We start from the raw sequence: 25,182 nt of genomic DNA, 5'->3' as shown, positions 1-25,182 counted from the left end.
AACGAGAAGCCCCGCCAGGGCGGGGCTTCGTTCGGCCGCACATGCCGGCACAAGCTCACACATGCAACGCATGCCCCAGCGCGCGCAACGCCGACTCCTGCATCGCTTCGCCGAGCGTCGGATGCGCGTGAATCGTGCCACCGACGTCCTCGAGCCGCGCGCCCATCTCGAGCGACTGCGAGAACGCCGCGGCCAGTTCCGACACGCCGCGCCCGACCGCCTGCCAGCCGACGATCAGGTGCGTGTCGCGCCGCGCGACGACGCGTACGAAACCGTCGGTCGCCTGCAGCGTCATCGCGCGGCCGTTCGCCGCGAACGGGAACGACGCGCTGATGCAGTCGACGCCGGCCGCCTTCGCGTCGTCGGGCGACCAGCCGGACGTGACGACCTCGGGATCGGTGAAGCACACGGCCGGGATCGATGCCGGCGTGAATGTGCGCCGCCGTCCCGCGATCAGCTCGGCCACCATCTCGCCCTGCGCCATCGCGCGATGCGCGAGCATCGGCTCGCCGGCGACGTCGCCGATCGCCCATACGTTGCGCATCGACGTCCGGCACGCGTCGTCGATGCGCAGCGCGGGGCCATCGCGATCGAGCGGCAGCGACTCGAGCCCGAAGCCGTCGACGCGCGGCCGGCGGCCGACCGCGACCAGCACGCGATCGGCCGGCAGCGTCTTCTCCGTGCCGTCGGGCGCCTGCACGCGCACCGCGCCGTCGCTCGCGAGGCCCAGCACATTGTGACCCAGCCACAATCCGACGCCGAGCCGCGCGAGCGAATCCGCGACCGGCTTCGCGAGTTCCGCGTCATACGCAGGCAGCACGCGCTGCGCCGCCTCGACGATGCCGACGTCGACGCCGAGCTTGCGATAGACGGTCCCGAGTTCGAGCCCGATGTACCCGGCGCCGACGACGACCAGCCGCTTCGGCAACGACGCGGGCGACAGTGCCTCGGTCGACGACACGACGTGGCCGCCGAACGGCATCGACGGCAGCGCGACCGGTTCCGAACCGGTCGCGAGCAACAGGTGCTCGCACGCGATGCGCGTCGCGTCGTCGCCGGCGACGACATCGACCGTCTTGCCGTCAACGACGCACGCGTCGCCATGCAGCACGCGCACGCCGTGCTTCTTCAGCAGCGCGCCGACGCCGCGCGTGAGCCGCTCGACGATGCCGTCCTTCCACGCGACGCTTTTCGCGATGTCGATCTCCGGCGTGCGCACGCGAATCCCGAGCATGCCCTCGCCGGCCTGCCCGCATGCCTGCTCGAACGCATCGGCGACATGGATCAGCGCCTTCGACGGAATGCAGCCGATGTTCAGGCACGTGCCGCCGAGCCGTTCGCGCTCGACCAGCACCGTCGGAATGCCGAGCTGCCCCGCGCGAATCGCGGCGACATAACCGCCCGGACCGCCGCCGATCACGAGCAACGTGGTGTGTTCGTGATTCATCGTGCTCACTCCGCGAACAGCAGCGCCGGGCGCTCGAGCAACCCGCGCACGGCCTGGATGAATTCGGCCGCGTCCGCGCCGTCGACGACGCGATGGTCGAACGACGACGACAGGTTCATCATCTTGCGCGCGACGATCGCGCCGTCGCGGATCATCGGCCGCTCGACGATCCGGTTCACGCCGACGATGCCGACCTCGGGATGATTGATGACCGGCGTCGACACGATGCCGCCGAGCGCGCCGAGGCTCGATATCGTGATCGTCGAGCCAATCAGCTCGTCGCGCTGCGCGCGGTTCGCGCGCACCGCGTCGGCGAGCCGCGCGATCTCCGCCGAGATCGACCACACGTCGCGCGCTTCCGCATGACGCAGCACGGGCACCGTGAGGCCGCCGTCCGTCTGCGTCGCGACGCCCATGTGCACCGCGCCGTATTGCGTCACGACACCTGCCTCGTCGTCATAGCGCGCGTTGATCTGCGGGAAGTCGCGCAGCGCGATCACTATCGCGCGAATCAGCAGCGGCAGCGGCGTGAGCCGGCCGCGCGAGTCGCCGTGGCGCCGGTTCAGCTCGGCGCGCAGCGATTCGAGCTCGGTGACGTCGATCTCCTCGACGTAGCTGAAGTGCGGAATGCGGCGCTTCGCTTCCTGCATCTTGCGCGCGATCGCGCGCCGCAGGCCGATCACCGGCACCTCGGTTTCGTCGTTGCGCTCGTCATAGCCGTGCGCGTGCGATCCACGCGCCGCAGCGCCGCCCGTGCGTGCATACGCATCGAGGTCCGCATGCAGGATCCGCCCGGCTTCGCCGGTGCCGCGCACGTAGCGCAGCTCGATGCCCATGTCCCATGCGCGCTGGCGCACCGCCGGCGACGCGAGCGGCCGTTCGCCCGGCGCGAGCGCCGCGCGCGGCGGCAACGCGTGTTCCGCGTGTTCCGCGTGTTCCGCGTGTTCCGCGTGTTCCGCGTGTTCCGCGTGTTCCGCGCGACGCGGCGCGGCCGGCGCGCGGTCGGCAGCGTGACGCTTTGCCTTCGACGGCTCGTGCGCTTCTGCATCAGCTGTTTCGGCTGGCTCGGTGACTCTGGATGCCTTGGCAGGCGCATCGACCGCCGCCGGACGCGGCGTCGCATCCGCACCTGCATCGCGTGCCTTCGCTCCCGGTTTCAGGTTGCCATCGCCTTCGACTTCGAGACGAATCAACTCGCTGCCGACCGCCATCATCTCGCCGATCCGGCCGCCGAGTTCCAGCACCTTGCCCGCGACCGGCGACGGAATCTCCACCGCCGCCTTGTCGGTCATCACATCGGCGAGCGGCTGGTCTTCGGCGATCACCTGCCCGGGCTGCACGTGCCAGGCCACCAGCTCGACCTCGGCGATCCCTTCGCCGATATCCGGCATCTTGATGACATGAATCCCCATTTCAGGCCTCCATCACGCGTCGCAACGCTTCGCCCACCCGGGCCGGCCCGGGGAAATACGCCCATTCCTGCGCGTGCGGATACGGCGTGTCCCAGCCCGTCGTCCGCTCGACCGGTGCTTCCAGATGGTAGAAGCAGTGCTCCTGGACGAGCGACACCAGTTCCGCGCCGTAGCCACAGGTGCGCGTCGCCTCGTGCACCACCACGCAGCGGCCGGTCTTGCGCACCGACGCGACGATCGTGTCGAGATCGACCGGCCACAGCGTGCGCAGGTCGATCACTTCCGCGTCGATGCCGGTTTCCTCGACCGCGGCGAGCGACACGTGGACGGTCGTGCCATACGTCAGCACCGTCACGTCGCTGCCGGGCCGCACGACGGCAGCCGTATCGAGCGGCACCGTGTAATAGCCTTCCGGCACCACGCTGCCCGGATGCTTGAGCCACGACGTGACCGGACGCTCGTGATGGCCGTCGAACGGCCCGTTGTACAGGCGTTTCGGCTCGAGGAAGATCACCGGATCGTCATTCTCGATCGAGGCGATCAGGAGCCCTTTCGCGTCGTACGGATTCGACGGCATCACCGTGCGCAATCCGCAGACCTGCGTGAACATCGCTTCCGGGCTCTGGCTGTGCGTCTGGCCGCCGTAGATGCCGCCGCCGCACGGCATGCGGATCGTCAGCGGCGCGGTGAACTGGCCCGCGGAGCGGTAGCGCAGCCGCGCGCCTTCCGACACGATCTGGTCGGACGCCGGGTAGAAGTAGTCCGCGAACTGGATCTCGCAGACCGGCCGCAACCCATACGCGCCCATCCCGACCGCCGCGCCGACGATCCCGCCTTCCGAGATCGGCGCGTCGAACACGCGCGACTTGCCGTACTTGGCCTGCAGCCCTTCGGTGCAGCGGAACACGCCGCCGAAGTAGCCGACATCCTGCCCGAACACGACCACGTCGCCGTCGCGCTCGAGCATCACGTCCATCGCGGAGCGCAGCGCCTGGATCATCGTCATCGGCTGCTCCGATGCCGCCGTTGCTTCATGTTGGGCCATGATCACGCTCCCAGTTCCTGGCGCTGACGGCGCAGGTGCGCGGGCAGCTCCTTGTACACATCGTCGAACATCGACGCCGGCGACGGAATCCGGTCGTCGGCCAGCGTCCCGAACGTCTCCGCTTCCTTCTGCGCGGTGATCACCTCGGCCTCGAGCTCGGCCGTGAGCGCGTCGTGCGCGCTGTCCGACCAGATGCCCTTCGCGATCAGGTGCTGCTTGAAGCGGGCAATCGGATCGCCGAGCGGGAAATGGTCCCAGTCGTCGGCCGGCCGGTATTTCGTCGGATCGTCCGAGGTCGAATGCGCGCCCGCGCGGTAGGTGACCCACTCGATCAGCGTCGGGCCCAGATTGCGGCGCGCGCGTTCGGCGGCCCAGGTCGATGCCGCGTAGATCGCGAGGAAGTCGTTGCCGTCGACGCGCAGCGAAGCGATGCCGCAGCCGACACCGCGCCCCGCGAACGTCGTGCCCTCGCCGCCCGCGATCGCCTGGAACGTCGAGATCGCCCACTGGTTGTTGACGACGTTCAGCACGACCGGTGCGCGATACACGTGCGCGAACGTCAGCGCGGTGTGGAAGTCGGCTTCCGCGGTCGCGCCGTCGCCGATCCAGGCGGACGAGATCTTCGTGTCGCCCTTGATCGCCGACGCCATCGCCCAGCCGACCGCCTGGATGAACTGCGTCGCGAGATTGCCTGAAATCGAGAAGAAGCCGGCTTCGCGGTCCGAGTACATCACCGGGAGCTGGCGTCCCTTCAGCGGATCGCCTTCGTTCGACATCAGCTGGCAGATCATCCGTTCGAGCGGCACGTCACGCGCGATCAGGATGCTTTGCTGGCGGTAGGTCGGGAAGCACATGTCGCCGTGGCGCAGCGCCATCGCATGTGCGGCGCCGATCGCCTCCTCGCCGAGGCTCACCATGTAGAACGAGATTTTCTTCTGACGCTGCGCGATCATCATGCGCGCGTCGAAGATGCGGGTCTTCAGCATCGCGCGCATTCCGGCGATCAGGCGCGCATCGTCCAGGTCCGGTGCCCACGGGCCGAGGGCCTGGCCGTGGTCGTCGAGCACGCGCACGAGGCTGCGGGCGAGATGGGCGGTGTCCGCCGGCGCAACGTCGATCGGCGGGCGGCGAACCGCGCCGGCCGGCGACAGATGCAGATAGGAAAAATCCGTCTTGCAGCCCGGACGCCCGGTGGGCTCCGGCACATGCAGACGCAATGGCTCTGACAGGCTCATCGTGTCGTCTCCACGCTCGATTGTGTCTCACGCTGTTGGAAACGCGCGGCCGGTTGCCGGCTCACGCGCGGGCTGGCGCACGGATAAGCACGCCAACCTTGGAAATTTATGCCTTGCGGCGCGGGACGTCGATGACCAAGCCGCTCGATTGCGGTGAGCAGATTTGCCATGGCGGATGTCGGCGGGCGATCGGGGCTGCCGGCGGGGCGCATGCATGTCGCGCGTGCTGCGCTGCATCAACGGCCGGTCGAGAGCGGGAATCGAAACCGAACCGGTCGGTGTACGCCCGAGCATCCTCGAGGATACGAAGCAAAAGACCCCGCGAAATCCTTGGCTTCGTCGGGGTCTTTGTCCTTCCGGGCGCTTCAGCGGCCGCTCGCCGGGCCGCGCCGGCGCGCGACGAATTACGCGTCGGGGCGCGCGATGTCGAACCGGCTGTCGGGTTTGACGTGCACGTAGGCCGACGGACCGCCCGCGCGAAGAATGATGCCCGCGCCGAACGTGTCGAAGATGCCGTCCTTCAGCAGGTCGTTCCGGATATGGACGGCGACGACCTCACCCAGCACCAGCGAGGCCGGCGTATCCACACCTTTGTGATCGCGCAGCCGGATCACGTCGATCACCTTGCATTCGAAGTTGACGCCGCTTTCCGCCACGCGCGGGACGTTGACGAGGCGCGACTCAATCGCGGTCAGGCCGCCGAGCTCGAATTCGTTGACGCCGTACGGCACGGCGGCACAGGTCTGGTTCATTCTCTCGGCAAGCTCGCGCGTCGCGAGGTTCCAGACGAACTCGCCGGTCTCCTGCACGTTGCGCAGGCTGTCCTTCGCGGCGGTGCTCGAAAATCCGATGATCGGCGGACGATAGTTGAACGCGTTGAAGAAGCTGTACGGCGCGAGGTTGAGCGTGCCGTCGTTGCCGCGGGAAGATATCCAGCCGATCGGGCGCGGGCCCACGATCGCGTTCAGCGGATCGTGCGGGAGGCCGTGGCCTTGCGACGGTTCGTAATAGTGATGGCTCGAGTCGGTCATGACGGGTGGTCGTGCGGGAGGCAAACTGCGTTGAGGGCGATCGGCGGGGTCGCGTATGCCGATGGCGGCAAAGGTACCCGGTGCGACGTGCGTGCCCAAGTATCACATGGTGTCGCTTTCGTCGCAGTGAAGCGCGCCTGCGAGCCGCGCCGCAGTGTCGAACCGGCATGGCATCCCCTTCGGAAACGTCCGCCCCGAGCAAGCCATGTCGGTCGTCGATAGCCTCACCCTCGCGACGCCGGAGCCCGCGACGATCTCCCCATACCCATCGCTCGATCGCCACCTCACGTAACCGCTTTACGCGCTGCCGAACAGCCCCCGATATGGAGAGCACCTTTCCATGCGGACGCACTAACAGCGGAATAACGGCTTATTACACTGCGCCCGTCGCATCGCCAAGGGCCGCCCGGCATCACGCAACGCGATACGACACACGTCAGACCAGCAAACAAAAGACCTTGGGGGAAAATCGTGATGAACAAGCGTTGGGGAGTCGTCGTGCCCGTCGCCGTGCTGGCTGCCGCCGCGCACGCGCAGAGCAGCGTGACGCTGTACGGCAAGATAGAGGACGGCGTCAACTACACGAGCAACGCGCGCGGCCACGGCACCGTGCAACTGCAAAGCGGCTACGATTACGGCAGCCGCTGGGGCATCAAGGGCGTCGAAGATCTCGGCGGCGGCTATCAGGCGGTCTTTCAGATCGAAAGCGGCTTCGACGTGAACAACGGGAAAATGAGCCAGGGCGGACGCGCCTTCGGGCGGCAGGCGTTCGTCGGCATCGCGTCGGACCGCTACGGCACGCTCACGCTCGGCCGGCAGTACGATCCCAGTGTCGATCTCTTCTCCCCGCTGACCGCGAACGGCAACTGGACCGGATACCTGTTCGCGCACCCGTACGACAACGACAACACGGACTACTCGTTCCGCGTCAACAACGCGGTCAAATACGTGTCGCCGGTCTGGCACGGCTTCACGGCCGAGGCAATGTACGGTTTCAGCAACCAGGCAGGCGGCTTTGCGAACAACCGTCTGTACGGCGCGGCGCTGCAATATCAGCAAGGCAGCCTGACGATCGGCGCGTCGTACCTCAAGATCGGTAACGCGCGCAACGCCGATTCGAACGGCGCGATCACCGGTGACAACACATTCGATGCTTCGTCGCAGCAAAATATCGGGATCGGCTTGAACTACGCCTACTCGAACGCGCTGATCGGCTTCGCGTATTCGCATGTCGACGTCTACGACCCGACGTCAAACGCCTACTTTACCGGCACGACCCAGCCGCCGGGCGGCACGTGGAAGTCGTGGAAGTTCGACAACTTCGAAGTCAACGGGCTCTATCACTTCACGTCCGCGTTCTACATCGGCGCGGCATACACGTATACGCAGGCGCGCGTCGATTCGACGAGCGGCGCGTTCAATCCGAAGTGGCATCAACTGAGCACGAAGCTGAACTACGACGTGTCGAAGCGCACATCGGTCTTCGTCGAAGGCGTCTACCAACGTGCGGTCAACGCGCATACCGGTACCGACTTCGACTACGCCTATGTGCCTGGCGCGGCCGACATCTCGTCCGGCCCCAACCAGTACGTCGCACGCATCGCGCTGCTGCATCATTTCTGACGAGACTCAATGACGCGCGGGCGACGGTTGCCTGCGCAACTATCAGACGCATGGCACGAGATGCTGAAGCGGCATCGCAACTCATGCCGCTCGAGTATTCGAGGCCGGCCGGCAAGCTGACGTTCGCCCCCAGTCGCCGGCGTTTATCTCGCCGCGCGATGCCTGCAACGCGGGCTGGACCCGATACTGATTCCATTGTTCAGGATCGGGTTCGGGATGGCAGCCTCGTCGAAGTCCTGCCCCACCTTCGCGGCCGCACACGCCCGTTCTCGGTGATCTATGCGCCACATCGCCGCTTGTCTTCAGCCTCGCGCGCCCTGATCGACAGGCTGGCCGCATCCACCGCCAACTCATCAGGAATGCAAACGTAACGAGAACGGCAACCGAAGGGGGGCGACGCACAACCAGCATCGGTGCGTGCTCGCCAAGGTGACCGCGAATGCAGCCCATTCCCACCTACCCCGGATGGCAGATGCACCCGATGGAACGCCGCGCAAACAAAAAACCCGCGAGCGTCTTCTTTCTCGCGGGTTTTCGGACCCTCGTCGAATCGCATCGAAGCGATCGGTGGTGCCGGGGACCGGACTCGAACCGGCAAGCCAGTTAAGGCGGCGGATTTTCGTCACACTGCTCCTTTCGAAGCCGGCGTCGTCGAGACGAAGCCGTTCGTGCGCTGGACTATGCCTTCGCCGTCGCGCGCGGGCGTGATCGCCGCCCGTGCGCCTTAGGCGCCCCCCGTCTAGTCTCTACACCTTCCTCGCTGTCGCTGTACCGCGAGGCTTGGCTCGGCGTTGCCTCGATGCGCGCATCAGGGGTTTCACCGAATTTGAAGGGTTCTGCACCGACCGTTTCCGGCCGGGCACTCAATCCGTTTAAGTCCGCTATGTTTACCAATTTCATCACCCCGGCAAAAGGGCGGACGCGATTCTACCATTGCTTGCGCATGCGTTCGCTGATTCATGCGCAGTGCATTGCGCACGCAGCAGATGTGCCGGCACCGTCCGCGCCGGAATCGGCATCGACGCGACACCTCCGCCGATTTCATCCCGCGCCGCAGCATCCACCGATACAATCCAGTCCGCCCCGCTCGCCGGGCGCCTAACGTCTGATGTTTGTATCGTTCTTTTTACGAAACAGACGTCTCGCGCGTCATCGCGAAGTCACAAACGTTTTCGATAATTTCCCCGTCGAAAACGTTTACATCGCGTAACTTCATGACCCCGACCATCAAGGACGTCGCCGCGCTCGCCGGCTTTTCGATCGCCACCGTCTCGCGCGCGATCAACGCGCCGCATACCGTCAGCCCCGCGACGCTGGCGACCATCCGCAGCGCCATCGACACGCTCCAGTTCCGCCCGAGCCCGCTCGGCCGGCAGTTGCGCGGCGAGCGCACGCGGCTCGTCGGCGTCGTCGTGCCGACGCTGTCGAACCCGGTGTTCGCCGACTGCCTGCAGGGCATCGACGAGCTCGCGACCGCGGCCGGCTTCAAGCTGATCGTGATGACGACCGAATACGACGCGGCGCGCGAGCGCCACGCGATCGAGACGCTGCGCGAGCAGCGCGTCGAGGGGCTGATCCTGACCGTCGCCGATGCGGACACCCATCCGCTGCTCGACCTGCTCGACCGCGACGGCCCGCACTACGTGCTGATGCACAACGACACGCAACGCCGCCCGTCGGTGTCGGTCGACAACCGCCGCGCCGCCTATGACGGCGTCCGTCTGCTGACCGTGCGCGGCCATCGCCGCGTGCTGATGCTGGCCGGCTCGCTCGCCGCATCGGATCGCGCACGCCAGCGCCATCTCGGCTACGCGCAGGCACTCGAGGAAGCCGGCGTCGCGACGTTGCCGCCGGTCGAAGTCGACTTCAACGCGGCCGAGCTGCCTGACGCGGTGCTCGCGCACCTCACCGCGCACGCCACGCGCCCGACCGCCCTCTTCTGCAGCAACGACCTGCTCGCGATGGTCGTGATGCGCGGCCTGCGCCGCGCGGGGTTCTCGATTCCCGACGACCTGTCGGTGCTCGGCTTCGACGGCATCGCGATCGGCGAGCTGCTTGCGCCGCCGCTCGCGAGCGTCGCGACGCCGAACCAGGACATCGGCCGCCATGCATGGCGGCGCCTCGTCGAATGCATCGGCGGCGCGACGATCGAGCGCACGTCGCTGATCCTGCCGCACACGGTGCGCGACGGCGCGACGGTCGCGCCGCCGGCTACCGACCTGCTGTTGCACCAAGCCTGAACGCGCGCGCCGCGCCATCGCGCGCGGCGCGGCGAGATACCCACACCCCGCCCGGAGACCCACCGTGTCCTTTCGCCTGACCTCGCTGCTGCGCGCGCTCGCCGCGCCCGTCGCCTGCGCCGCGCTCGTCGCGTTCGCGCCCGCTGCCCATGCCGACGAAACCGCGATCTGCTACAACTGCCCGCCCGAATGGGCCGACTGGGCCGCGCAAATCGCGGCGATCAAGCAGAAGACCGGCATCCGCGTGCCGTTCGACAACAAGAACTCGGGCCAGGCGATCGCGCAGCTGATCGCCGAGCAGAAGAGCCCGGTCGCCGACGTCGTCTATCTCGGCGTGTCGTCCGCCTTCCAGGCGAAGGACAAGGGCGTGATCGCCCCGTACAAGCCCGCGCACTGGAACGACCTCCCCGCGAACCTGAAGGACCCGCAAGGCTACTGGTTCGCGATCCACTCGGGCACGCTCGGCTTCTTCGTGAACAAGGACGCGCTCGACGGCAAGCCGGTGCCGCGCTCGTGGTCCGATCTGCTGAAGCCCGAATACAAGGGCATGGTCGGCTACCTCGATCCGTCGAGCGCGTTCGTCGGCTATGCGGGCGCGGTCGCCGTCAACCAGGCGCTCGGCGGCAGCCTCGACGACTTCAAGCCGGGGCTCGACTGGTTCCGCAAGCTGAAGGCGAACGCGCCGATCGTGCCGAAGCAGACCGCGTATGCGCGCGTGCTGTCCGGCGAGATTCCGATCCTGCTCGACTATGACTTCGACGCGTATCGCGCGAAGTACAAGGATCACGCGAACGTCGAGTTCGTGATTCCGAAGGAAGGCACGATCGCGGTGCCGTACGTGATGAGCCTCGTGAAGGGCGCGCCGCACGACGCGAACGGCAGGAAGGTGCTTGACTTCGTGCTGTCCGACGAAGGCCAGAAGCTGTGGGCCAACGCATACCTGCGCCCGGTGCGCGCGCAGACGCTCGGCGCGGACATCGCCGCGAAGTTCCTGCCGGCCAGCGAATACGCCCGGGCGAAACCGGTCGACTTCGGCAAGATGGCGGCCGGCCAGCAAGCGTTCGGCCTGCAATACCTGCAGGTGATGCAGTAAGCGGCCGGCCCCACGCAATGCTCGACCTCACTTTCCCGCTGCGCTGGCGCGTCGCGCTCGTCGCGCCGGCACTCGCGGTGTTTGCAGCGTTCTGGCTGCTGCCGATGATTTCACTCGTGCAGGTGTCCGCCGACGGCGCGTTCCTCACGCAGTACGCGGCGCTGCTCGGCAATGCGCGCTACATGAAGAGCCTCGGCGAAACGGTTGCGTTGTCGGCCGGTGTCACGCTCGCGACGCTCGCGCTGTCGACGATCTCGGGGCTGCTGCTCGCGCGCCGCGAATTCGCCGGCAAGCGCGTGCTGCTCGCGCTGCTCACCTTTCCGCTCGCGTTCCCGGGTGTCGTGGTCGGTTTCATGGTGATCATGCTCGCCGGCCGGCAGGGGCTGATCGGGATGCTGTCCGCGAAGCTGACCGGCGACAAGTGGGTGTTCGCGTATTCGGTTGCGGGGCTGTTCGTCGGCTACCTGTACTTCTCGATTCCGCGCGTGATCGTCACCGTGATCGCGGCCGCGTCGAAGCTCGACGCATCGCTCGAGGAAGCCGCGCGCTCGCTCGGCGCGTCGCCGTGGCGCATCTTCATCGACATCGTGCTGCCGGCGCTCGCGCCGGGCCTCGTCGCGGCCGGCGCGATCTGCTTCGCGACCGCGATGGGCGCGTTCGGCACCGCATTCACGCTCGCCACCGACCTGAACGTGCTGCCGATGACGATCTACACCGAATTCACGCTGAACGCGAACATCGCGACGGCGGCCGGCCTGTCGATCGTGCTCGGCATCGTCACGTGGGCCGTGCTCGCGCTCGCACGTCGCTTCACCGGACACACCGCCGCCGCTGCGGCCTGAGGAATCCTTCATGCAATCGCTTTCCGGTTCGTCCGCGCCGTCGCCGGCGCCCGCTCCGTCGCATGCGCGCGGCGCCGCCCGACGCGCGCCGCGCGTCACGGGCGCGCGCGCGATCGCCGCGCTGCAATGGGGCGTCACGCTGCTGCTGTGCGCGTTCCTGATCGTGCCCGTCGTGATGTCCGTGCTCGCGGGCCTCACCGTCAACTATTTCCGCGGGCTGTCGAGCGGCCTCACGCTGCGCTGGCTCGAACAGGTGTGGCAGCAGTACCAGGGCTCGGTCGTGCTGTCGCTCGGCGTCGCGTTCGCGACGCTCGCGATCGTGCTCGTCGTCGGCGTGCCGGCCGGCTATGCGCTCGCGCGCAGCAAGAGCCGCGTCGCCCGCGCGATCGAGGAAGCACTCGTGCTGCCGGTCGCGCTGCCGGGCCTCGCATCGGCACTCGCGCTGCTGGTCGTGTACGGCGGCTTCACCGCGTTCCGGATGAGCCTGTGGTTCATCGTCGTCGGCCACGTCGTGTTCACGCTGCCGTTCATGGTGCGCGCGGTCGCGGCCGTCGCGGCCGGTGCCGACCTGCGCACGCTCGAGGAAGGTGCGGCGAGCCTCGGCGCGTCGTTCGTCACGCGCTTCGTGACGATCGTGCTGCCGAACCTGCGCCCCGGCATCGTCGCGGGCGCGCTCGCGGTGCTCACACTGTCGATCGGCGAATTCAACCTGACGTGGATGCTGCATACGCCCGACACGAAGACGCTGCCCGTCGGGCTCGCCGATACCTACGCATCGCTGCGTCTCGAAGTCGGCAGCGCGTACACGATCGTGTTCCTGCTGATGACGCTGCCGCTCCTCGTCGCGATGCAGTGGCTCGGCGTCGACCCGTCCGGCACGCGCGCCGTGAAGCGCCGCCCGCGCTGACCCTGCGCTGACTTTACCGATCTCATGAAACTCGATTCCACACCCATCACCCTGACCCGCTGCGCGAAGACGTTCCGCGGCACGCGCGTGCTCGAACCGCTCGACCTGTCGATCGGCGCGGGCGAGACGCTCGTGCTGCTCGGCCCGTCGGGCTGCGGCAAGACGACGACGCTGCGCCTGATCGCCGGTCTCGACACGCCGGACGCGGGCGGCACGATCCGGTTCGGCGGCGACGACGTGACCCTGCTTCCGATCGAGCGCCGCCAGGTCGGCATGGTGTTCCAGAACTACGCGCTGTTCCCGAACCTGACGGTGCGCGGCAACGTCGGCTACGGGCTGAAGATCCGCAAGACCGAGCCGCGCGCGCTGCGCGACCGCGTCGACGAATTGCTCGCCATGATGCGGCTCGACGCGCACGCGGACAAGCCGGTCGATCAGCTGTCGGGCGGCCAGCGCCAGCGTGTCGCGCTGGCGCGCGCGCTCGCGGTGCGCCCGCGCGTGCTGCTGCTCGACGAGCCGTTGACCGCGCTCGACGCGAAGCTGCGCGACGTGCTGCGCCGCGAGATGAATGCGCTGCTGCGCGAACTCGGCGTGACGACCGTGTACGTGACGCACGACCAGGCCGAGGCGATGGAACTCGGCGACCGGATCGTCGTGATGGGCGCGGGCCGCATCGAGCAGATCGGCACGCCGCGCGACATCTACTACCGGCCGGCGAACCGCACGGTCGCGCAGTTCATCGGCACGCTGAACCGGCTTGCGGGACAATGGCGTGACGGCGCGCTCGTGACGACGGGCGGCGCGATCGTCACGCCGCACGCCGCCGACGAGTGGTTCTTCCGCCCGGAGGACGCGCAGCTCGCCGATCCGGCTCATGCGCCGCTGCGCGGCGCGATCGGCGCGTGCGCGTTCCTCGGCGAGCGCACGCGGCTCACGATCGAGCATGCGGCGCCCGACGCGCTCGTGATCGACGTGCCGGGCCGCATCGAGCTCGCGCGCGGCACGGCGGTCGGCCTCACGATCGCGGCGGAAGGCCTGATCGCACTCGCCGCGTAACACCGCCCCACAATAACCAGACATTCCGAGGAACGACGATGCTGCTTGCTCAAATCAGCGATCTTCACATCAAGCGCCCGGGCCAGCTCGCGTACCGGCGCGTCGACACGGCCGCCGCGCTCGCGCGCTGCGTCGCGAAGCTGAACGCGCTGGTGCCGCGCCCTGACGCGGTGCTCGTCACGGGCGACCTGACCGACTTCGGCCACGACGACGAGTACCGCCATCTGCGCGACCTGCTCGCGCCGCTCGAGATTCCGTACTACCTGATGGTCGGCAATCACGACGATCGCGAGGGGCTGCGCCGCGCATTCGCCGATCGCCCCGAATTGCAGGGCGGCGAGTTCGTGCAATACGCGCTCGACGTTGGCGCCGTGCGCGTGCTCGCGCTCGATTCGCAGGTGCCCGGCACGAGCCACGGCGACCTGTGCGAGGCGCGGCTCGCGTGGCTCGCCGCGCAGCTCGACGCCGCGCGCGACCGGCCGGTGATCGTCGCGCTGCATCATCCGCCGTTCGCGTCCGGAATCGGGCACATGGACGCGCTGCGCCTCGCGCCCGCCGCCGCCGCGAAGCTCGATGCGCTGCTGCGCGGCTATCCGAACGTCGAGCGCGTGCTGTGCGGCCACGTGCACCGTACGATGTTCACGCGCTTCGGCGGCACGCTCGCGTCGGCCGTGCCGGCGCCCGCGCATCAGGTTGCGTTCGACCTGCGCGCGGACGCGCCGTCCGCGTTCCGGCTCGAGCCGCCCGCGTTCGCGGTGCACTTCCATTCACCGGAAACGGGGATGACATCCCATCACGTCTATGTGGACGAAGGCGACGGGCCTTATCCGTTCTATGAACCGAGCGGGGAACTGGTCGACTGACGGCGCGCGGCGCGCGCGATGACGGGCGGCTGCGGGCGGTCGCGGCCCGTTGCGGCTCATCGCGGCCGATAGCGGCCCGTCACGTGCCGCTCGCGCCGGTCGCACCGCCGAGTCGCCCGGCCGGCAGGATTCACGGTGCTCCGGTATGATCGGCAGCCTCGATCGGCGCCCGGCCACCTGCGCAACCGACGCCGCGCCGCGCGCCACGCCGCCCCACTCCGTTCCGTTGCCGCCATGTCCGCCGCCTCCACCGACCGTCCGACCGACGCCGCCTCGCCCCACTACTCGCGCAGCCTGCTGTTGCTGCTCGCGACGATCGCGGGCGTGTCGGTCGCGAACATCTACTACAACCAGCCGCTGCTCGACAGCTTCCGCTCGGCCTTCCCCGACGGCGCGTCGTGGATCGGCGCGGTGCCGACCGCGACGCAGCTCGGCTATGCGGCCGGCATGTTCCTGCTCGCGCCGCTCGGCGATCGTTTCGATCGCCGCGGGCTGATCCTGATGCAGATCGCGGGCCTGTCGATCGCGTTGATCGTGGCTGCGGCCGCGCCGTCGCTGGCGGTACTCGCCGCCGCGAGCCTCGCGATCGGCGTGCTCGCGACGACCGCGCAGCAGGCCGTGCCGTTCGCGGCCGAGATCGCGCCGCCCGCCGAGCGCGGGCATGCGGTCGGCACGGTGATGAGCGGCCTGCTGCTCGGCATCCTGCTCGCGCGCACGGCCGCCGGCTTCGTCGCCGAATATTTCGGCTGGCGGGCGGTGTTCGGTGCATCGGTCGCGGCGCTCGTGGCGCTGGCCGCGGTGATCGTGCTGCGACTGCCGCGCAGTTCGCCGACGTCGACGCTGTCGTACGGCAAGCTGCTCGGCTCGATGTGGCACCTGGCGGTCGAACTGCGCGGGCTGCGCGAGGCGTCTCTGACGGGTGCCGCGCTGTTCGCCGCGTTCAGCGCGTTCTGGCCGGTGCTGACACTGCTGCTCGCCGGCGCGCCGTTCCATCTCGGCCCGCAGGCTGCGGGGCTCTTCGGGATCGTCGGCGCCGCGGGTGCGCTGGCCGCGCCGCACGCGGGCCGTTTCGCGGACAAGCGCGGCCCGCGCGCGATCATCTCGCTCTCGATCGCACTGCTCGCCGCGTCGTTCGTGATTTTTGCGCTGTCGGGCGCGAGCCTCGTCGGGCTCGTGATCGGCGTGATCGTGCTGGATGTCGGCGTGCAGGCCGCGCAGATCTCGAACCAGTCGCGCATCTACGCGCTGAAGCCCGAGGCGCGCAGCCGCATCAACACCGTGTTCATGGTGTGCTACTTCATCGGCGGCGCGTTCGGCTCGTCGGTCGGCGTCGCCGCGTGGCACGCGTTCGGCTGGATCGGCATGTGCTCGGCCGGACTGCTGTTTACCGCGCTCGCCGGCTGGTCCCACCATCGTGGAGCACGGCGCGGCTGAACCTGGCGGTGTCGCGCGCAAGCGTCACGCGTCGGCGCGCGACACGGCAGGTGCATCGGCAGGCGGCGGCGTGAATGCCGGCGCCGGATCCATGACCGCGGCCGGGTCCACGACGGCGGCCGGCGCCGGCACCGCAAGCGGGACCGCGGAAGGCGCGAGGATCGGCGCCGGATCCGGCATCGCGGCCGGGTCCGGTCCGGACGCCGCACCCGCCGCCGATTCGGCGGCCACGGCCGCCGCGGCGGCCGGCGAAGCGTCTGCCGCCGCACGCGCCGCTGGCCGGCGCGCGGGATCGAACACGAACGACAACCCGACACTGCCGAGGATCGCGACGGTGGCGACCACGGTCGCCGTCGTCACCGGTTCACCGAGCATCAGCGCGCCAAGCGCGACCGCGACGATCGGGTTCACGTACATGCAACTGCTCGCGATGATCGGGCTCGTATGGCGAATCAGGTACCCGTACGCGACATACGCGGCCATCGTGCAGAACACCATCAGGTACACGAACGCGAACACCGGCCCCGCCGCGACCTGCTCGATGCGCTCGCCCATCAGCCACGCGGCGATCGTGGACATCAGGCCCCCCAGGCCGATCTGCAACGACGTCGACAGGAACAGGTCCGACGGCAGCTTGAGCCGCGTCGCGAGATGCGCGCCGCCCGCCCAGAACAGCGCGCCGGCCAGCACGCAGATCGTGCCGAGCGCCGAGTTCGCGGCGGCCGCGCCGCCCGAATTCAGCACGACGATGCCGACCATCCCGAGCGCGACGGCCGCCCACTCGCCCTTCGTCACCGGGCGCCCGGCGACCGCCGCGATCACGGTTGCGAACAGCGGCACCGTGGCGACCATCACCGCGGCCGAGCCGCTGCTGACCGTGCGCATCCCGAGCGCGATCGTGCCGGACGACAGCGCGACGAGCATCGTGCCGACGATCGCCGAATTGCGGATTTCCAGCAGCGTCGGCCATTCGGGCTTGCGCCGCAGCGCGAAGATGAACAGGCCGATCCCGCCGAGCAGGTTGCGCAGCCCCGACAGCAGCAGCGGCGGGAACGACTGCAGCGCGAAATGCAGGCCGCTGTAGGTCGAACCCCAGACGAAATAGATGAATACCAGCGCCAGTGCGACGCGGCCGCCGCGGCTTTGCGGCAGGCGGATCCGGATCGGCAGGCGGGCGAGGAAATCGAGAAGACGGTCGAGCGGGGTCATCGATCAGCCCGCCCGCACGATGTGTCGCGTGCTCCGCTGAAAGACGCCGGCGAGGCCGGCAAACGACCCTGACGGGGTCAGGAAGGCGGAGACGAACGTGCGGAACGACATGGCAGGACGAACGACGACGAATGAGAACCGGCAGGCGGCGGCAGAGGGTCGAAAAACGTGCGCAAACGGCTTCGTCCACACACGCTCGGCATTATGGCATCAAGGATTCAAAAGCATCGTCGGACCAGTCTGAAAGGATATCGACTGACGTTTCGGCGCGACATTATCGCGCCGCCGGCGGGCGAAATCCGGGGCCGGACATGCGCTGTGCCGGCGTCTCGGGTGCCCTGCTCCCCCTTCCCGCACGATCGCGATCGATACCTCGGCCTGATGGCCAGTCATGCGCGTCAGGTGCCGCTTCGCGCTTGTCGTGACGGTCGGCCTGCCCGTCCGACCGCCGACGTTTCGCTCATTCGACCTGCACACCTTTCATACAAGATTTTGTATAATTCCACCATCCTTCCGCCGAAGCCGGTTGTCTTCGTCGGCAGCGCGCTGGACGCGCTTCGCGGCTTTCCGCTGCCGGCGCGCCGCGAAGCCGGCCACCAGATCGACCAGGTGCAGCGCGGCCTGGCACCCGACGACTGGAAGCCGATGCGCACCGTCGGCCCCGGCGTGCGGGAAATACGCCTGCGCGATGCGAGCGGCGCATTCAGGATCATCTACGTCGCGACCTTCGCGGACGCGATCTACGTGCTGCACTGCTTCCGCAAGCAATCGGCACGCACCTGCCAGGCCGATATCGAACTGGCCGCCCGGCGCTATCGGGCACTGATAATGGAGAGGAAACAATGAGCAACGAACGCCATGCGAGCGTCTGGGACGCAATCGAGGGCCAGCCGGCCGAGGCCGAGAACATGAAGCTGCGCTCCGAACTGATGATCGCGCTCAAGCAGCGCATCGCGCAGCTCGAACTGAGCCAGGCCCAGGCCGCGCAACGGCTGGGCGTCACGCAGCCGCGCGTGTCCGATCTGCTGCGCGGCAAGATCAACCTGTTCGGGCTCGACGCGCTCGTGAACATGGCGGCGGCCGTCGGCCTGCGCGTCGACCTGCAGGTGCGCGCATCCGCGTAACGCACCGCGAAGCACGACAGCGGGCGCGCCCCGTCGCTCACGATCCGCCGAACCAGTTGTACCCCTGATCGACCCAGTAGCCGCCCGGGTAGGTATCGGTCACGAAGATTTCCATGATGTGCTTCGGATTCTTGTAACCGAGCTTGGTCGGCATCCGCAGCTTCATCGGGAAACCGAATTCCGGCGGCAGGCGATGGCCGTCGTAGTCGAATGCGAGCAGCGTCTGCGGATGCAGCGCGGTCGGCATGTCGATGCTTTCGTAGTAGTCGTCCGCGCATTTGAAACCGACGTATTTCGCATGCGTATCGGCGCCGGTGCGCGCCAGAAACGCGCCGAACGGCGTGCCGCCCCAGCGGCCGATCGCGCTCCACCCTTCCACGCAGATGTGCCGCGTGATCTGCTCCGCGTGCGGCAGCGCATACAGCTCGTCGAGCGTCCACACGCGCTTGCCCGTCACGCGGCCCGACAGCACGAGACGGTAAGTCGCCGCATCGACGTGCGGCACATCGTCGATGCCGTAATACGCATTGAACGGGAACGGCCGCGTGATGTCGGCTTCGGTATAGGTCGGCGCGAGCCGCTCGCCGCTGAACAGCCAGGCCTGCACGCGATCGTTCATGCGCGACACCTTCTCGAGGAACGTATTGACCGACGCATCGTCGTGCAGCGTGCAGCCGGTCAGCATCGTCAGCCCGCCGAGCGTCAGGATGCGCCGGTTGAACAGCCGCCGCGACGGCATCTCCAGCTCGCGGCGCACGTCGAGCTCGAGCGACTTGCGGTCGAGCGTCCAGCGCGAACCGTCGCGCTTGTATTCGGATTCCGACATGATGATTTCCTTCACCCGGAGTTGACCGGTCAGCGCCCGCGCAGCATCGCGAGCAGCGAGCGCGGCACCAGCAGCGCCATCGCGACGTGCACGACGAAGAACGCGACGAGCAGCGACATCGCCCAGAAATGCACGACGCGCGCGTTGTCGTAACCGCCGAACAGTTCGCGCAGCAGCGGAAACTGCACCGACTTCCAGATCGTCAGCCCGGACAGCACCAGCACGATCAGATCGACGATCGCGACCAGGTACGCGGCACGCTGCACCGCGTTGTAGACGCTCAAATCGTCGTGCGCGAGCCGGCCGCGCAACGCGGCGCGCACGTCGCGCCACACGGACGCCGGCGTGACGGGCAGCATCTTGCGCGCGAGGCGTCCGGTCGCGATCGACATCGTCAGGTAGAACAGCCCGTTGCCGACGAGCAGCCACATCGCCGCGAAATGCCATTGCAGCGCGCCGCCGAGCCAGCCGCCGAGCGTGATGCCGTGCGGAAACACGAATGGCGGATAGATCGGCGACGCGTCGTAGATGCGCCAGCCGGACAACACCATCAGGATCGCCGCGAGCGCGTTGAGCCAGTGGCTCACGCGTACCCACAGCGGATGGATCGGGCGTGCGGGCGGCGTGGCGGCCGCACGGCCGGTGGCGGGAACGGTTTGCATGATGAAGACTCCCGGAACGAGTCGGCGAGACGAGACAGAACGAGACGCGGGCGGGCGGCCGTCGTGCAGCACACGCGCCGGCCGCGCGCGCTGCCCGGCCTCCGTCAGTTCGACGGCGCCATCTTGTCGCCCGACGACTTGCCCATCGCGTCGTGGCCCATCGCGTCCTTCTTCATCGCATGTTTCTTCATGGCGCCCTTCTTCATCGCGCCATCCTTCGCCATCGCGTCATGGCCCATCGCATCCTTCGCCATCGCGTCGTGACCCATCGCGTCCTTCGACATCGACGAGCTGTCCTTCGACATCGCATCGTTCTGCGCATACGCGCCCGAGGCGACCGTGGCGCAAGCGGCAACGCAGGCGGCGATCAGAATTTTTTTCATGACATCTCTCCAAAACATGGGTTCAAGGAGCCGAATAGACGGACGACGTCGCGGGAAATGACAGCCGCTGCGGAAATTTTTTTTAGGTCGCGTGAAAGCGCGCCATGTTGCACCGCTTCGCCGCTGCCGGTCGATCCTTCGGACCATGCCGCGGCAACGCACACTGCCATTTCGACGGGCCATCGCGCCGCCCGCCATGCTGCGGCCGCACCGGGACAGCCGATCCTCTCCCGGTTGAAACCGCCGCCAAGCCAGTGTATCGTGTGCGCTGCTAACGCGGGGGTCCTGCAATGCGTTCGGTCAAACAACCGGCATTGCGGGTGAGAAATACCCTTTGAACCTGATCTGGATAATGCCAGCGCAGGGAAGCGTACGGATTTCGCCGCCATCCCTCTGACGAAATCCGCCGCCTCACCAAGCCTCGTCTCCTGCTTAGCTCGAGCCCCACATTCGTCAAGGGCTCCGGGCAAGCGCCGACGCGCCTGTCCGGCGCTCATACAGGAGATTGCATGAACGCCAATCCGAAGTTTCTGTCCGCCGACGCCCATGTCGACGCCGCTGCCGTCGCGCCGCTGCCCAATTCGCGAAAGGTTTATGTAACCGGCTCGCAGCTCGACATCCGCGTGCCCATGCGCGAAATCACGCAGGCCGACACGCCGACCGGCTTCGGCGGCGAAAAGAATCCGCCGATCTACGTGTACGACACGTCGGGCCCCTACACCGATCCGGACGCGAAGATCGACATCCGCGCGGGCCTGCCCGCGCTGCGCCAGCGCTGGATCGAAGCGCGCGGCGACACCGAAGTGCTCGACGGCCTGTCGAGCCAGTACGGCCTCGAGCGCGCGGCCGACCCGGCCACCGCCGACCTGCGCTTCCCGGGCCTGCACCGCAACCCGCGCCGCGCACAGGCCGGCAAGAACGTCACGCAGATGCACTATGCGCGTCGGGGCATCATCACGCCGGAAATGGAATACATCGCGATCCGCGAGAACCAGCGCCGCGCCGAGTACATCGAGAGCCTGAAGTCGAGCGGCCCGAACGGCGCGAAGCTCGCCGCGATGATGGGCCGCCAGCATCCGGGCCAGGCGTTCGGCGCCGCGGCCTTCGGCGCGAACGCGCTCGCCGAGATCACGCCGGAATTCGTGCGCGACGAGATCGCGCGCGGCCGCGCGATCATCCCCGCGAACATCAACCACCCGGAATCCGAGCCGATGATCATCGGCCGCAACTTCCTCGTGAAGATCAACGCGAACATCGGCAACTCGGCCGTCACGTCGTCGATCGGCGAGGAAGTCGACAAGATGACGTGGGCGATCCGCTGGGGCGGCGACACGGTGATGGACCTGTCGACCGGCAAGCACATCCACGAAACGCGCGAGTGGATCATCCGCAACAGCCCGGTGCCGATCGGCACGGTGCCGATCTACCAGGCGCTCGAAAAGGTCAACGGCAAGGCCGAGGATCTCACCTGGGAAATCTTCCGCGACACGCTGATCGAACAGGCCGAGCAAGGCGTCGACTATTTCACGATCCACGCGGGCGTGCGCCTGCAGTACGTGCCGCTCACCGCGAACCGGATGACGGGCATCGTGTCGCGCGGCGGCTCGATCATGGCGAAGTGGTGCCTCGCGCATCACAAGGAAAGCTTCCTGTACGAACACTTCGAAGAGATCTGCGAGATCATGAAGGCGTACGACGTGAGCTTCTCGCTCGGCGACGGCCTGCGCCCCGGCTCGATCTACGACGCGAACGACGAAGCGCAGCTCGGCGAACTGAAGACGCTCGGCGAGCTCACGCAGATCGCGTGGAAGCACGACGTGCAGGTGATGATCGAAGGCCCCGGCCACGTGCCGATGCAGCTGATCAAGGAGAACATGGATCTCCAGCTCGACTGGTGCAAGGAAGCGCCGTTCTACACGCTCGGGCCGCTGACCACCGACATCGCACCGGGCTACGACCACATCACGTCGGGCATCGGCGCCGCGATGATCGGCTGGTTCGGCACCGCGATGCTGTGCTACGTGACGCCGAAGGAACACCTCGGGCTGCCGAACAAGGACGACGTGAAGGAAGGGATCATCACGTACAAGCTCGCCGCGCACGCGGCCGACCTCGCCAAGGGTCACCCCGGCGCGCAGGTGCGCGACAACGCGCTGTCGAAGGCGCGTTTCGAGTTCCGCTGGGAAGACCAGTTCAACATCGGCCTCGATCCGGACAAGGCGCGCGAATTCCACGACGAGACGCTGCCGAAGGATTCGGCGAAGGTCGCGCACTTCTGCTCGATGTGCGGCCCGCACTTCTGCTCGATGAAGATCACGCAGGACGTCCGCGAGTTCGCGGCGCAGCAGGGCGTATCGGAAAGCGAGGCGCTGAAGAAGGGGATGGAAGTCAAGGCGGTCGAGTTCGTGAAGACCGGCGCCGAAATCTATCACCGTCAGTAAGCGAACGCGGCGGTCTGCACGGACCGCCTCGTGACGCACTGCACGAAGCCCGCTTTCGAGCGGGCTTTTTTGCATCCGCGTGCATGCCGCGTGCCCGCCGGCGCAAGGGAAACAATTGATTACGAAACCGTCCGAGCCTTAACAAGTCCTTACAGCAGCGCGTCGGGACGGCGGGTAGATTGGGGTCATGCGCGGCCGTCAGCCGGTCGTGCGCCCTCCCGTTCACCACCACAAGGACAACGATCATGAGTTACTCGATTCGGCGTTTTGGGGTATGCGCTCTGCTCGTCGCGACGGTGGCCAGCCTGTCGGCCTGCGATTCGATGACACGGCGCCAGCGCGACACGGCAATCGGTGCGGGTGTCGGCGGCGTAGCCGGCGCGGCGATCGGCGGCAACGCGCTGTCGACGCTGGGTGGCGCGGCAGCCGGCGGCATCATCGGCAACCAGATCGGCAAGTAAGCCGGCCGGGCGCCCGCGCGACGGGCGGCACGCTTCAGTTTCGGCCTGACGGCGTTTCCGCGGTGCGGAAGCGCCGTTTTCGCGTCTTTTCGCGTCTGGCGGCAGCAGTCGTCCGGGCGCGCAGGGCGATGCACGGAAATGATCCGTTACCGTTTTGCACACCGTGTCATCGCCGTGCGTCCTAAGCTTAAGCATCTGCCGATTGCCGGCGCCGCCGGAGAAACATCATGAACAGGACCCTCGTCGCCGCGGTGCTCGCGTGTGCGACACTCGCCGGCTGTTATTACCCTTACGGCTACTATCCGTCCGGCTATTACACGGCGGCGCCGGTACAGCCCGCGCCCGTGTATGTCGACCCCGGCCCCGTGTACTACTATCCGGCCCCTGCCTATGCCCCTGCATGGGGCGGCTACTGGGGCCCCGCGCTGTCGCTGAACTTCGGTTTCGGCGGACGCGGCGGGCACGGCGGCTGGCGCCATCATTGAGCGGCCGCGCCGGCCGCCCGGGCGGTTCGCGTCGGCGGAAAAACGGATTTCCCGTTTCTTGTCGTTTCATCCGATCATGAAACGAAGGCGCGGTAACGCGGTGTAAGATTCACCGCGTCCCGTCCCCCTCGCCTGCCACGCCCGATGTCGCCCAAGAACGCCTTTCTGCTGACCGTCCTCGCCGCCCTGTGGGGTGCGTCGTTCCTGTTCATCCGGATCGGCGTCGCCGAATTCGGCGTCGCGCCGCTGATGGCGCTGCGGGTGGGCATCGGCGCGCTGTTCCTGACGGGCCTCGCGCTGACGCGTTTCAAGCCCGCCGACCTCGGCGCGCGGCTGCGCCGGCACGCGTGGCCATTGTTCGTCGTCGGCGTACTGAACTCGGGCGCGCCGTTCTGCCTGTTCGCCTATGCCGAACTGACGCTATCGGCCGGCGTGACCTCGGTGATCAACGCGACGACACCGCTGTGGGGCGCGCTCGTCGCCTACCTGTGGCTGAAGGACAAGCTGTCGCTGCCGCGCGCGATCGGCCTCGTGATCGGCTTTGCCGGCGTGCTCACGCTCGTCTGGGATCAGATCGCGAACGCGCACGGCAGCACCGGCGCCGGCGCGACCGCGCTGGCCGCCGCCGCCGCGCTCGGCGCGACGCTGCTGTACGGCATCGCGGCCAACTATACGAAGCGCAAGCTCAGCGGCGTCGATCCGCTCGTCAACGCGACCGGCAGCATGATCGGCTCGACCGTGCTGCTGCTGCCGTTCGCGATCGCGACGTGGCCCGCAGCAGCCGTCAGCACGCATGCGTGGGGTGCCGTGCTCGCGCTCGGCATCGCCTGTACGGGCATCGCGTATTTCATCTTCTTTTACCTGATCGCGCATGTCGGCCCGGCCCGCGCGATTACCGTGACGTTCGTGATACCGGTGTTCGGCCTGCTGTGGGGCGCGCTGTTCCTCGGCGAACACGTATCGGTCGTGATGATCGAAGGCTGCGCGATCGTGCTCGTCGGCACCGCGCTTGCGACCGGCGTGATCAAGCGGATTCCCGGGCTCCGCCCGCGCGGCGGCGAAGCAACCTGAGCGGCATGCGGGGCCGGCGCCCCGCCGGTTGCCCGGTTGCCCGGTTTTCCGCGACGCGCCGGCTACCGGTCCTCAAGCGCCGACCGCCGACCGGTGCGCGCCGGAGCATCTCGTTTATCACCCGATGCAGATGACCGCGCACGGTTGCGCAGCCGGCCGGCTTCCCCGGTTCTCCGAATCCCCGCATTCTTCGCACGCAATGCACGCGGCACACGTGGCGCCGTCGCTGCGTGCACGATTGGCGGCCGTTGCGCGTTGAACCGGGCGGACAGCCCCGTCCAAGCGTCGGTGT

23 protein-coding genes, 1 pseudogene and 1 riboswitch are annotated in these 25,182 nt (G+C 67.8%); of the genes and pseudogenes, 15 read left to right on the top strand and 9 right to left on the bottom strand.

The window, feature by feature from the left end; genetic code table 11:
- Nucleotides 1–55 precede the first annotated feature (55 nt).
- The 5 genes from lpdA to DIE21_RS21115 all read right to left on the bottom strand — a co-directional run bounded on the left by lpdA (nt 56) and on the right by DIE21_RS21115 (nt 6,170).
- Nucleotides 56–1,447: a dihydrolipoyl dehydrogenase gene (gene lpdA, locus DIE21_RS21135; protein ID WP_124499549.1), complete on the bottom strand. Its 1,392-nt coding sequence runs from the start codon at nt 1,445–1,447 to the stop codon at nt 56–58.
- Nucleotides 1,448–1,452: 5 nt separating this feature from the next.
- Nucleotides 1,453–2,859 (bottom strand): dihydrolipoamide acetyltransferase family protein, encoded by a 1,407-nt coding sequence (locus DIE21_RS21130; RefSeq protein WP_124499548.1) that lies wholly within the window; start codon nt 2,857–2,859, stop codon nt 1,453–1,455.
- Nucleotide 2,860: 1 nt separating this feature from the next.
- Complete coding sequence (locus DIE21_RS21125; protein ID WP_124499547.1) at nt 2,861–3,904, bottom strand: alpha-ketoacid dehydrogenase subunit beta; 1,044 nt, start codon at nt 3,902–3,904, stop codon at nt 2,861–2,863.
- A gap of 2 nt (nt 3,905–3,906) precedes the next feature.
- Nucleotides 3,907–5,139 (bottom strand): 3-methyl-2-oxobutanoate dehydrogenase (2-methylpropanoyl-transferring) subunit alpha, encoded by a 1,233-nt coding sequence (locus DIE21_RS21120; RefSeq protein ID WP_124499546.1) that lies wholly within the window; start codon nt 5,137–5,139, stop codon nt 3,907–3,909.
- Between the two features lie 404 nt (nt 5,140–5,543).
- Complete coding sequence (locus DIE21_RS21115; protein WP_124499545.1) at nt 5,544–6,170, bottom strand: flavin reductase family protein; 627 nt, start codon at nt 6,168–6,170, stop codon at nt 5,544–5,546.
- Nucleotides 6,171–6,644: 474 nt separating this feature from the next.
- Here DIE21_RS21115 and DIE21_RS21110 point away from each other — a divergent pair, with 474 nt between their 5' ends.
- The 9 genes and pseudogenes from DIE21_RS21110 (at nt 6,645) to DIE21_RS21065 (ending at nt 16,228) form a co-directional block, all read left to right on the top strand.
- Complete coding sequence (locus DIE21_RS21110) at nt 6,645–7,793, top strand: porin (RefSeq protein ID WP_124499544.1); 1,149 nt, start codon at nt 6,645–6,647, stop codon at nt 7,791–7,793.
- Nucleotides 7,794–7,981: 188 nt separating this feature from the next.
- Nucleotides 7,982–8,164 (top strand): annotated as a pseudogene (locus DIE21_RS37890) (LysR family transcriptional regulator); the annotation flags it as partial.
- 843 nt (nt 8,165–9,007) lie between these two features.
- The gene (locus DIE21_RS21095) at nt 9,008–10,033 is read left to right on the top strand and encodes a substrate-binding domain-containing protein (protein WP_124499543.1); all 1,026 of its coding nucleotides are present in this window, start codon (nt 9,008–9,010) and stop codon (nt 10,031–10,033) included.
- Between the two features lie 64 nt (nt 10,034–10,097).
- Nucleotides 10,098–11,126 carry an ABC transporter substrate-binding protein gene (locus DIE21_RS21090; RefSeq protein WP_124499542.1) on the top strand — a complete coding sequence of 343 codons (1,029 nt, stop codon included), beginning with the start codon at nt 10,098–10,100 and terminating at the stop codon, nt 11,124–11,126.
- A gap of 17 nt (nt 11,127–11,143) precedes the next feature.
- The gene (locus DIE21_RS21085) at nt 11,144–11,968 is read left to right on the top strand and encodes an ABC transporter permease (protein ID WP_124499541.1); all 825 of its coding nucleotides are present in this window, start codon (nt 11,144–11,146) and stop codon (nt 11,966–11,968) included.
- Between the two features lie 10 nt (nt 11,969–11,978).
- A complete protein-coding gene (locus tag DIE21_RS21080; protein WP_124499540.1) occupies nt 11,979–12,875 on the top strand; it encodes an ABC transporter permease in 897 nt (298 codons plus the stop codon).
- Between the two features lie 24 nt (nt 12,876–12,899).
- Complete coding sequence (locus DIE21_RS21075) at nt 12,900–13,931, top strand: ABC transporter ATP-binding protein (protein ID WP_124499539.1); 1,032 nt, start codon at nt 12,900–12,902, stop codon at nt 13,929–13,931.
- A 38-nt stretch (nt 13,932–13,969) separates the two neighbouring features.
- On the top strand, nt 13,970–14,794 hold the full coding sequence (locus DIE21_RS21070; RefSeq protein WP_124499538.1) for a phosphodiesterase: 825 nt from the start codon (nt 13,970–13,972) through the stop codon (nt 14,792–14,794).
- A gap of 234 nt (nt 14,795–15,028) precedes the next feature.
- Nucleotides 15,029–16,228, top strand: coding sequence for an MFS transporter (locus DIE21_RS21065; RefSeq protein WP_124499537.1), 1,200 nt, complete (start codon nt 15,029–15,031; stop codon nt 16,226–16,228).
- Between the two features lie 24 nt (nt 16,229–16,252).
- Here the strand turns inward: DIE21_RS21065 and DIE21_RS21060 are convergent, their stop codons facing one another.
- Nucleotides 16,253–17,437, bottom strand: coding sequence for an EamA family transporter (locus DIE21_RS21060; protein ID WP_124499536.1), 1,185 nt, complete (start codon nt 17,435–17,437; stop codon nt 16,253–16,255).
- 492 nt (nt 17,438–17,929) lie between these two features.
- Here DIE21_RS21060 and DIE21_RS21050 point away from each other — a divergent pair, with 492 nt between their 5' ends.
- Nucleotides 17,930–18,283 (top strand): type II toxin-antitoxin system RelE/ParE family toxin, encoded by a 354-nt coding sequence (locus DIE21_RS21050; RefSeq protein WP_124499609.1) that lies wholly within the window; start codon nt 17,930–17,932, stop codon nt 18,281–18,283.
- Entirely contained in the window at nt 18,280–18,561 is a 282-nt protein-coding gene (locus DIE21_RS21045) for a helix-turn-helix domain-containing protein (protein WP_124499535.1), read from the top strand. The genes DIE21_RS21050 and DIE21_RS21045 overlap by 4 nt, the downstream gene beginning before the upstream one ends.
- A gap of 37 nt (nt 18,562–18,598) precedes the next feature.
- Here the strand turns inward: DIE21_RS21045 and DIE21_RS21040 are convergent, their stop codons facing one another.
- The 3 genes from DIE21_RS21040 to DIE21_RS21030 form a co-directional block, all read right to left on the bottom strand.
- Nucleotides 18,599–19,387 (bottom strand): molybdopterin-dependent oxidoreductase, encoded by a 789-nt coding sequence (locus tag DIE21_RS21040; protein ID WP_124499534.1) that lies wholly within the window; start codon nt 19,385–19,387, stop codon nt 18,599–18,601.
- Nucleotides 19,388–19,416: 29 nt separating this feature from the next.
- Entirely contained in the window at nt 19,417–20,049 is a 633-nt protein-coding gene (locus DIE21_RS21035) for a cytochrome b/b6 domain-containing protein (protein ID WP_124499533.1), read from the bottom strand.
- A 104-nt stretch (nt 20,050–20,153) separates the two neighbouring features.
- A complete protein-coding gene (locus DIE21_RS21030) occupies nt 20,154–20,432 on the bottom strand; it encodes a pentapeptide MXKDX repeat protein (protein ID WP_124499532.1) in 279 nt (92 codons plus the stop codon).
- A gap of 268 nt (nt 20,433–20,700) precedes the next feature.
- Nucleotides 20,701–20,817: riboswitch (TPP riboswitch) on the top strand.
- Nucleotides 20,818–20,941: 124 nt separating this feature from the next.
- On the opposite strand from DIE21_RS21030, the gene thiC reads away from it, so the two are divergent.
- From thiC to DIE21_RS21010, 4 genes are all read left to right on the top strand, one after another.
- Nucleotides 20,942–22,873 (top strand): phosphomethylpyrimidine synthase ThiC, encoded by a 1,932-nt coding sequence (gene thiC, locus DIE21_RS21025; protein WP_124499531.1) that lies wholly within the window; start codon nt 20,942–20,944, stop codon nt 22,871–22,873.
- Between the two features lie 245 nt (nt 22,874–23,118).
- Nucleotides 23,119–23,334, top strand: coding sequence for a glycine zipper 2TM domain-containing protein (locus DIE21_RS21020; RefSeq protein ID WP_124499530.1), 216 nt, complete (start codon nt 23,119–23,121; stop codon nt 23,332–23,334).
- A 227-nt stretch (nt 23,335–23,561) separates the two neighbouring features.
- Entirely contained in the window at nt 23,562–23,819 is a 258-nt protein-coding gene (locus DIE21_RS21015; protein ID WP_124499529.1) for a hypothetical protein, read from the top strand.
- Between the two features lie 144 nt (nt 23,820–23,963).
- On the top strand, nt 23,964–24,890 hold the full coding sequence (locus DIE21_RS21010; RefSeq protein WP_124499528.1) for a DMT family transporter: 927 nt from the start codon (nt 23,964–23,966) through the stop codon (nt 24,888–24,890).
- Nucleotides 24,891–25,182: the final 292 nt, after the last annotated feature.

This window comes from Burkholderia sp. Bp9140, from assembly GCF_003853425.1.
Lineage (GTDB): Bacteria > Pseudomonadota > Gammaproteobacteria > Burkholderiales > Burkholderiaceae > Burkholderia.
This window is presented reverse-complemented; position numbering and strand designations above follow the sequence as displayed.

Excerpts from the sequence above, each read along its gene's own strand:
- DIE21_RS21045 (WP_124499535.1), top strand. The coding sequence starts at position 18,280 with ATGAGCAACGAACGCCATGCGAGCGTCTGGGACGCAATCGAGGGCCAG.
- DIE21_RS21115 (WP_124499545.1), bottom strand. The coding sequence starts at position 6,170 with ATGACCGACTCGAGCCATCACTATTACGAACCGTCGCAAGGCCACGGC.
- DIE21_RS21070 (WP_124499538.1), top strand. The coding sequence starts at position 13,970 with ATGCTGCTTGCTCAAATCAGCGATCTTCACATCAAGCGCCCGGGCCAG.
- DIE21_RS21030 (WP_124499532.1), bottom strand. The coding sequence starts at position 20,432 with ATGAAAAAAATTCTGATCGCCGCCTGCGTTGCCGCTTGCGCCACGGTC.
- DIE21_RS21075 (WP_124499539.1), top strand. The coding sequence starts at position 12,900 with ATGAAACTCGATTCCACACCCATCACCCTGACCCGCTGCGCGAAGACG.
- DIE21_RS21065 (WP_124499537.1), top strand. The coding sequence starts at position 15,029 with ATGTCCGCCGCCTCCACCGACCGTCCGACCGACGCCGCCTCGCCCCAC.
- DIE21_RS21085 (WP_124499541.1), top strand. The coding sequence starts at position 11,144 with ATGCTCGACCTCACTTTCCCGCTGCGCTGGCGCGTCGCGCTCGTCGCG.
- lpdA (WP_124499549.1), bottom strand. The coding sequence starts at position 1,447 with ATGAATCACGAACACACCACGTTGCTCGTGATCGGCGGCGGTCCGGGC.
- DIE21_RS21095 (WP_124499543.1), top strand. The coding sequence starts at position 9,008 with ATGACCCCGACCATCAAGGACGTCGCCGCGCTCGCCGGCTTTTCGATC.
- DIE21_RS21110 (WP_124499544.1), top strand. The coding sequence starts at position 6,645 with ATGAACAAGCGTTGGGGAGTCGTCGTGCCCGTCGCCGTGCTGGCTGCC.
- DIE21_RS21130 (WP_124499548.1), bottom strand. The coding sequence starts at position 2,859 with ATGGGGATTCATGTCATCAAGATGCCGGATATCGGCGAAGGGATCGCC.
- thiC (WP_124499531.1), top strand. The coding sequence starts at position 20,942 with ATGAACGCCAATCCGAAGTTTCTGTCCGCCGACGCCCATGTCGACGCC.
- DIE21_RS21020 (WP_124499530.1), top strand. The coding sequence starts at position 23,119 with ATGAGTTACTCGATTCGGCGTTTTGGGGTATGCGCTCTGCTCGTCGCG.
- DIE21_RS21035 (WP_124499533.1), bottom strand. The coding sequence starts at position 20,049 with ATGCAAACCGTTCCCGCCACCGGCCGTGCGGCCGCCACGCCGCCCGCA.
- DIE21_RS21010 (WP_124499528.1), top strand. The coding sequence starts at position 23,964 with ATGTCGCCCAAGAACGCCTTTCTGCTGACCGTCCTCGCCGCCCTGTGG.
- DIE21_RS21060 (WP_124499536.1), bottom strand. The coding sequence starts at position 17,437 with ATGACCCCGCTCGACCGTCTTCTCGATTTCCTCGCCCGCCTGCCGATC.
- DIE21_RS21040 (WP_124499534.1), bottom strand. The coding sequence starts at position 19,387 with ATGTCGGAATCCGAATACAAGCGCGACGGTTCGCGCTGGACGCTCGAC.
- DIE21_RS21125 (WP_124499547.1), bottom strand. The coding sequence starts at position 3,904 with ATGGCCCAACATGAAGCAACGGCGGCATCGGAGCAGCCGATGACGATG.
- DIE21_RS21015 (WP_124499529.1), top strand. The coding sequence starts at position 23,562 with ATGAACAGGACCCTCGTCGCCGCGGTGCTCGCGTGTGCGACACTCGCC.
- DIE21_RS21080 (WP_124499540.1), top strand. The coding sequence starts at position 11,979 with ATGCAATCGCTTTCCGGTTCGTCCGCGCCGTCGCCGGCGCCCGCTCCG.
- DIE21_RS21120 (WP_124499546.1), bottom strand. The coding sequence starts at position 5,139 with ATGAGCCTGTCAGAGCCATTGCGTCTGCATGTGCCGGAGCCCACCGGG.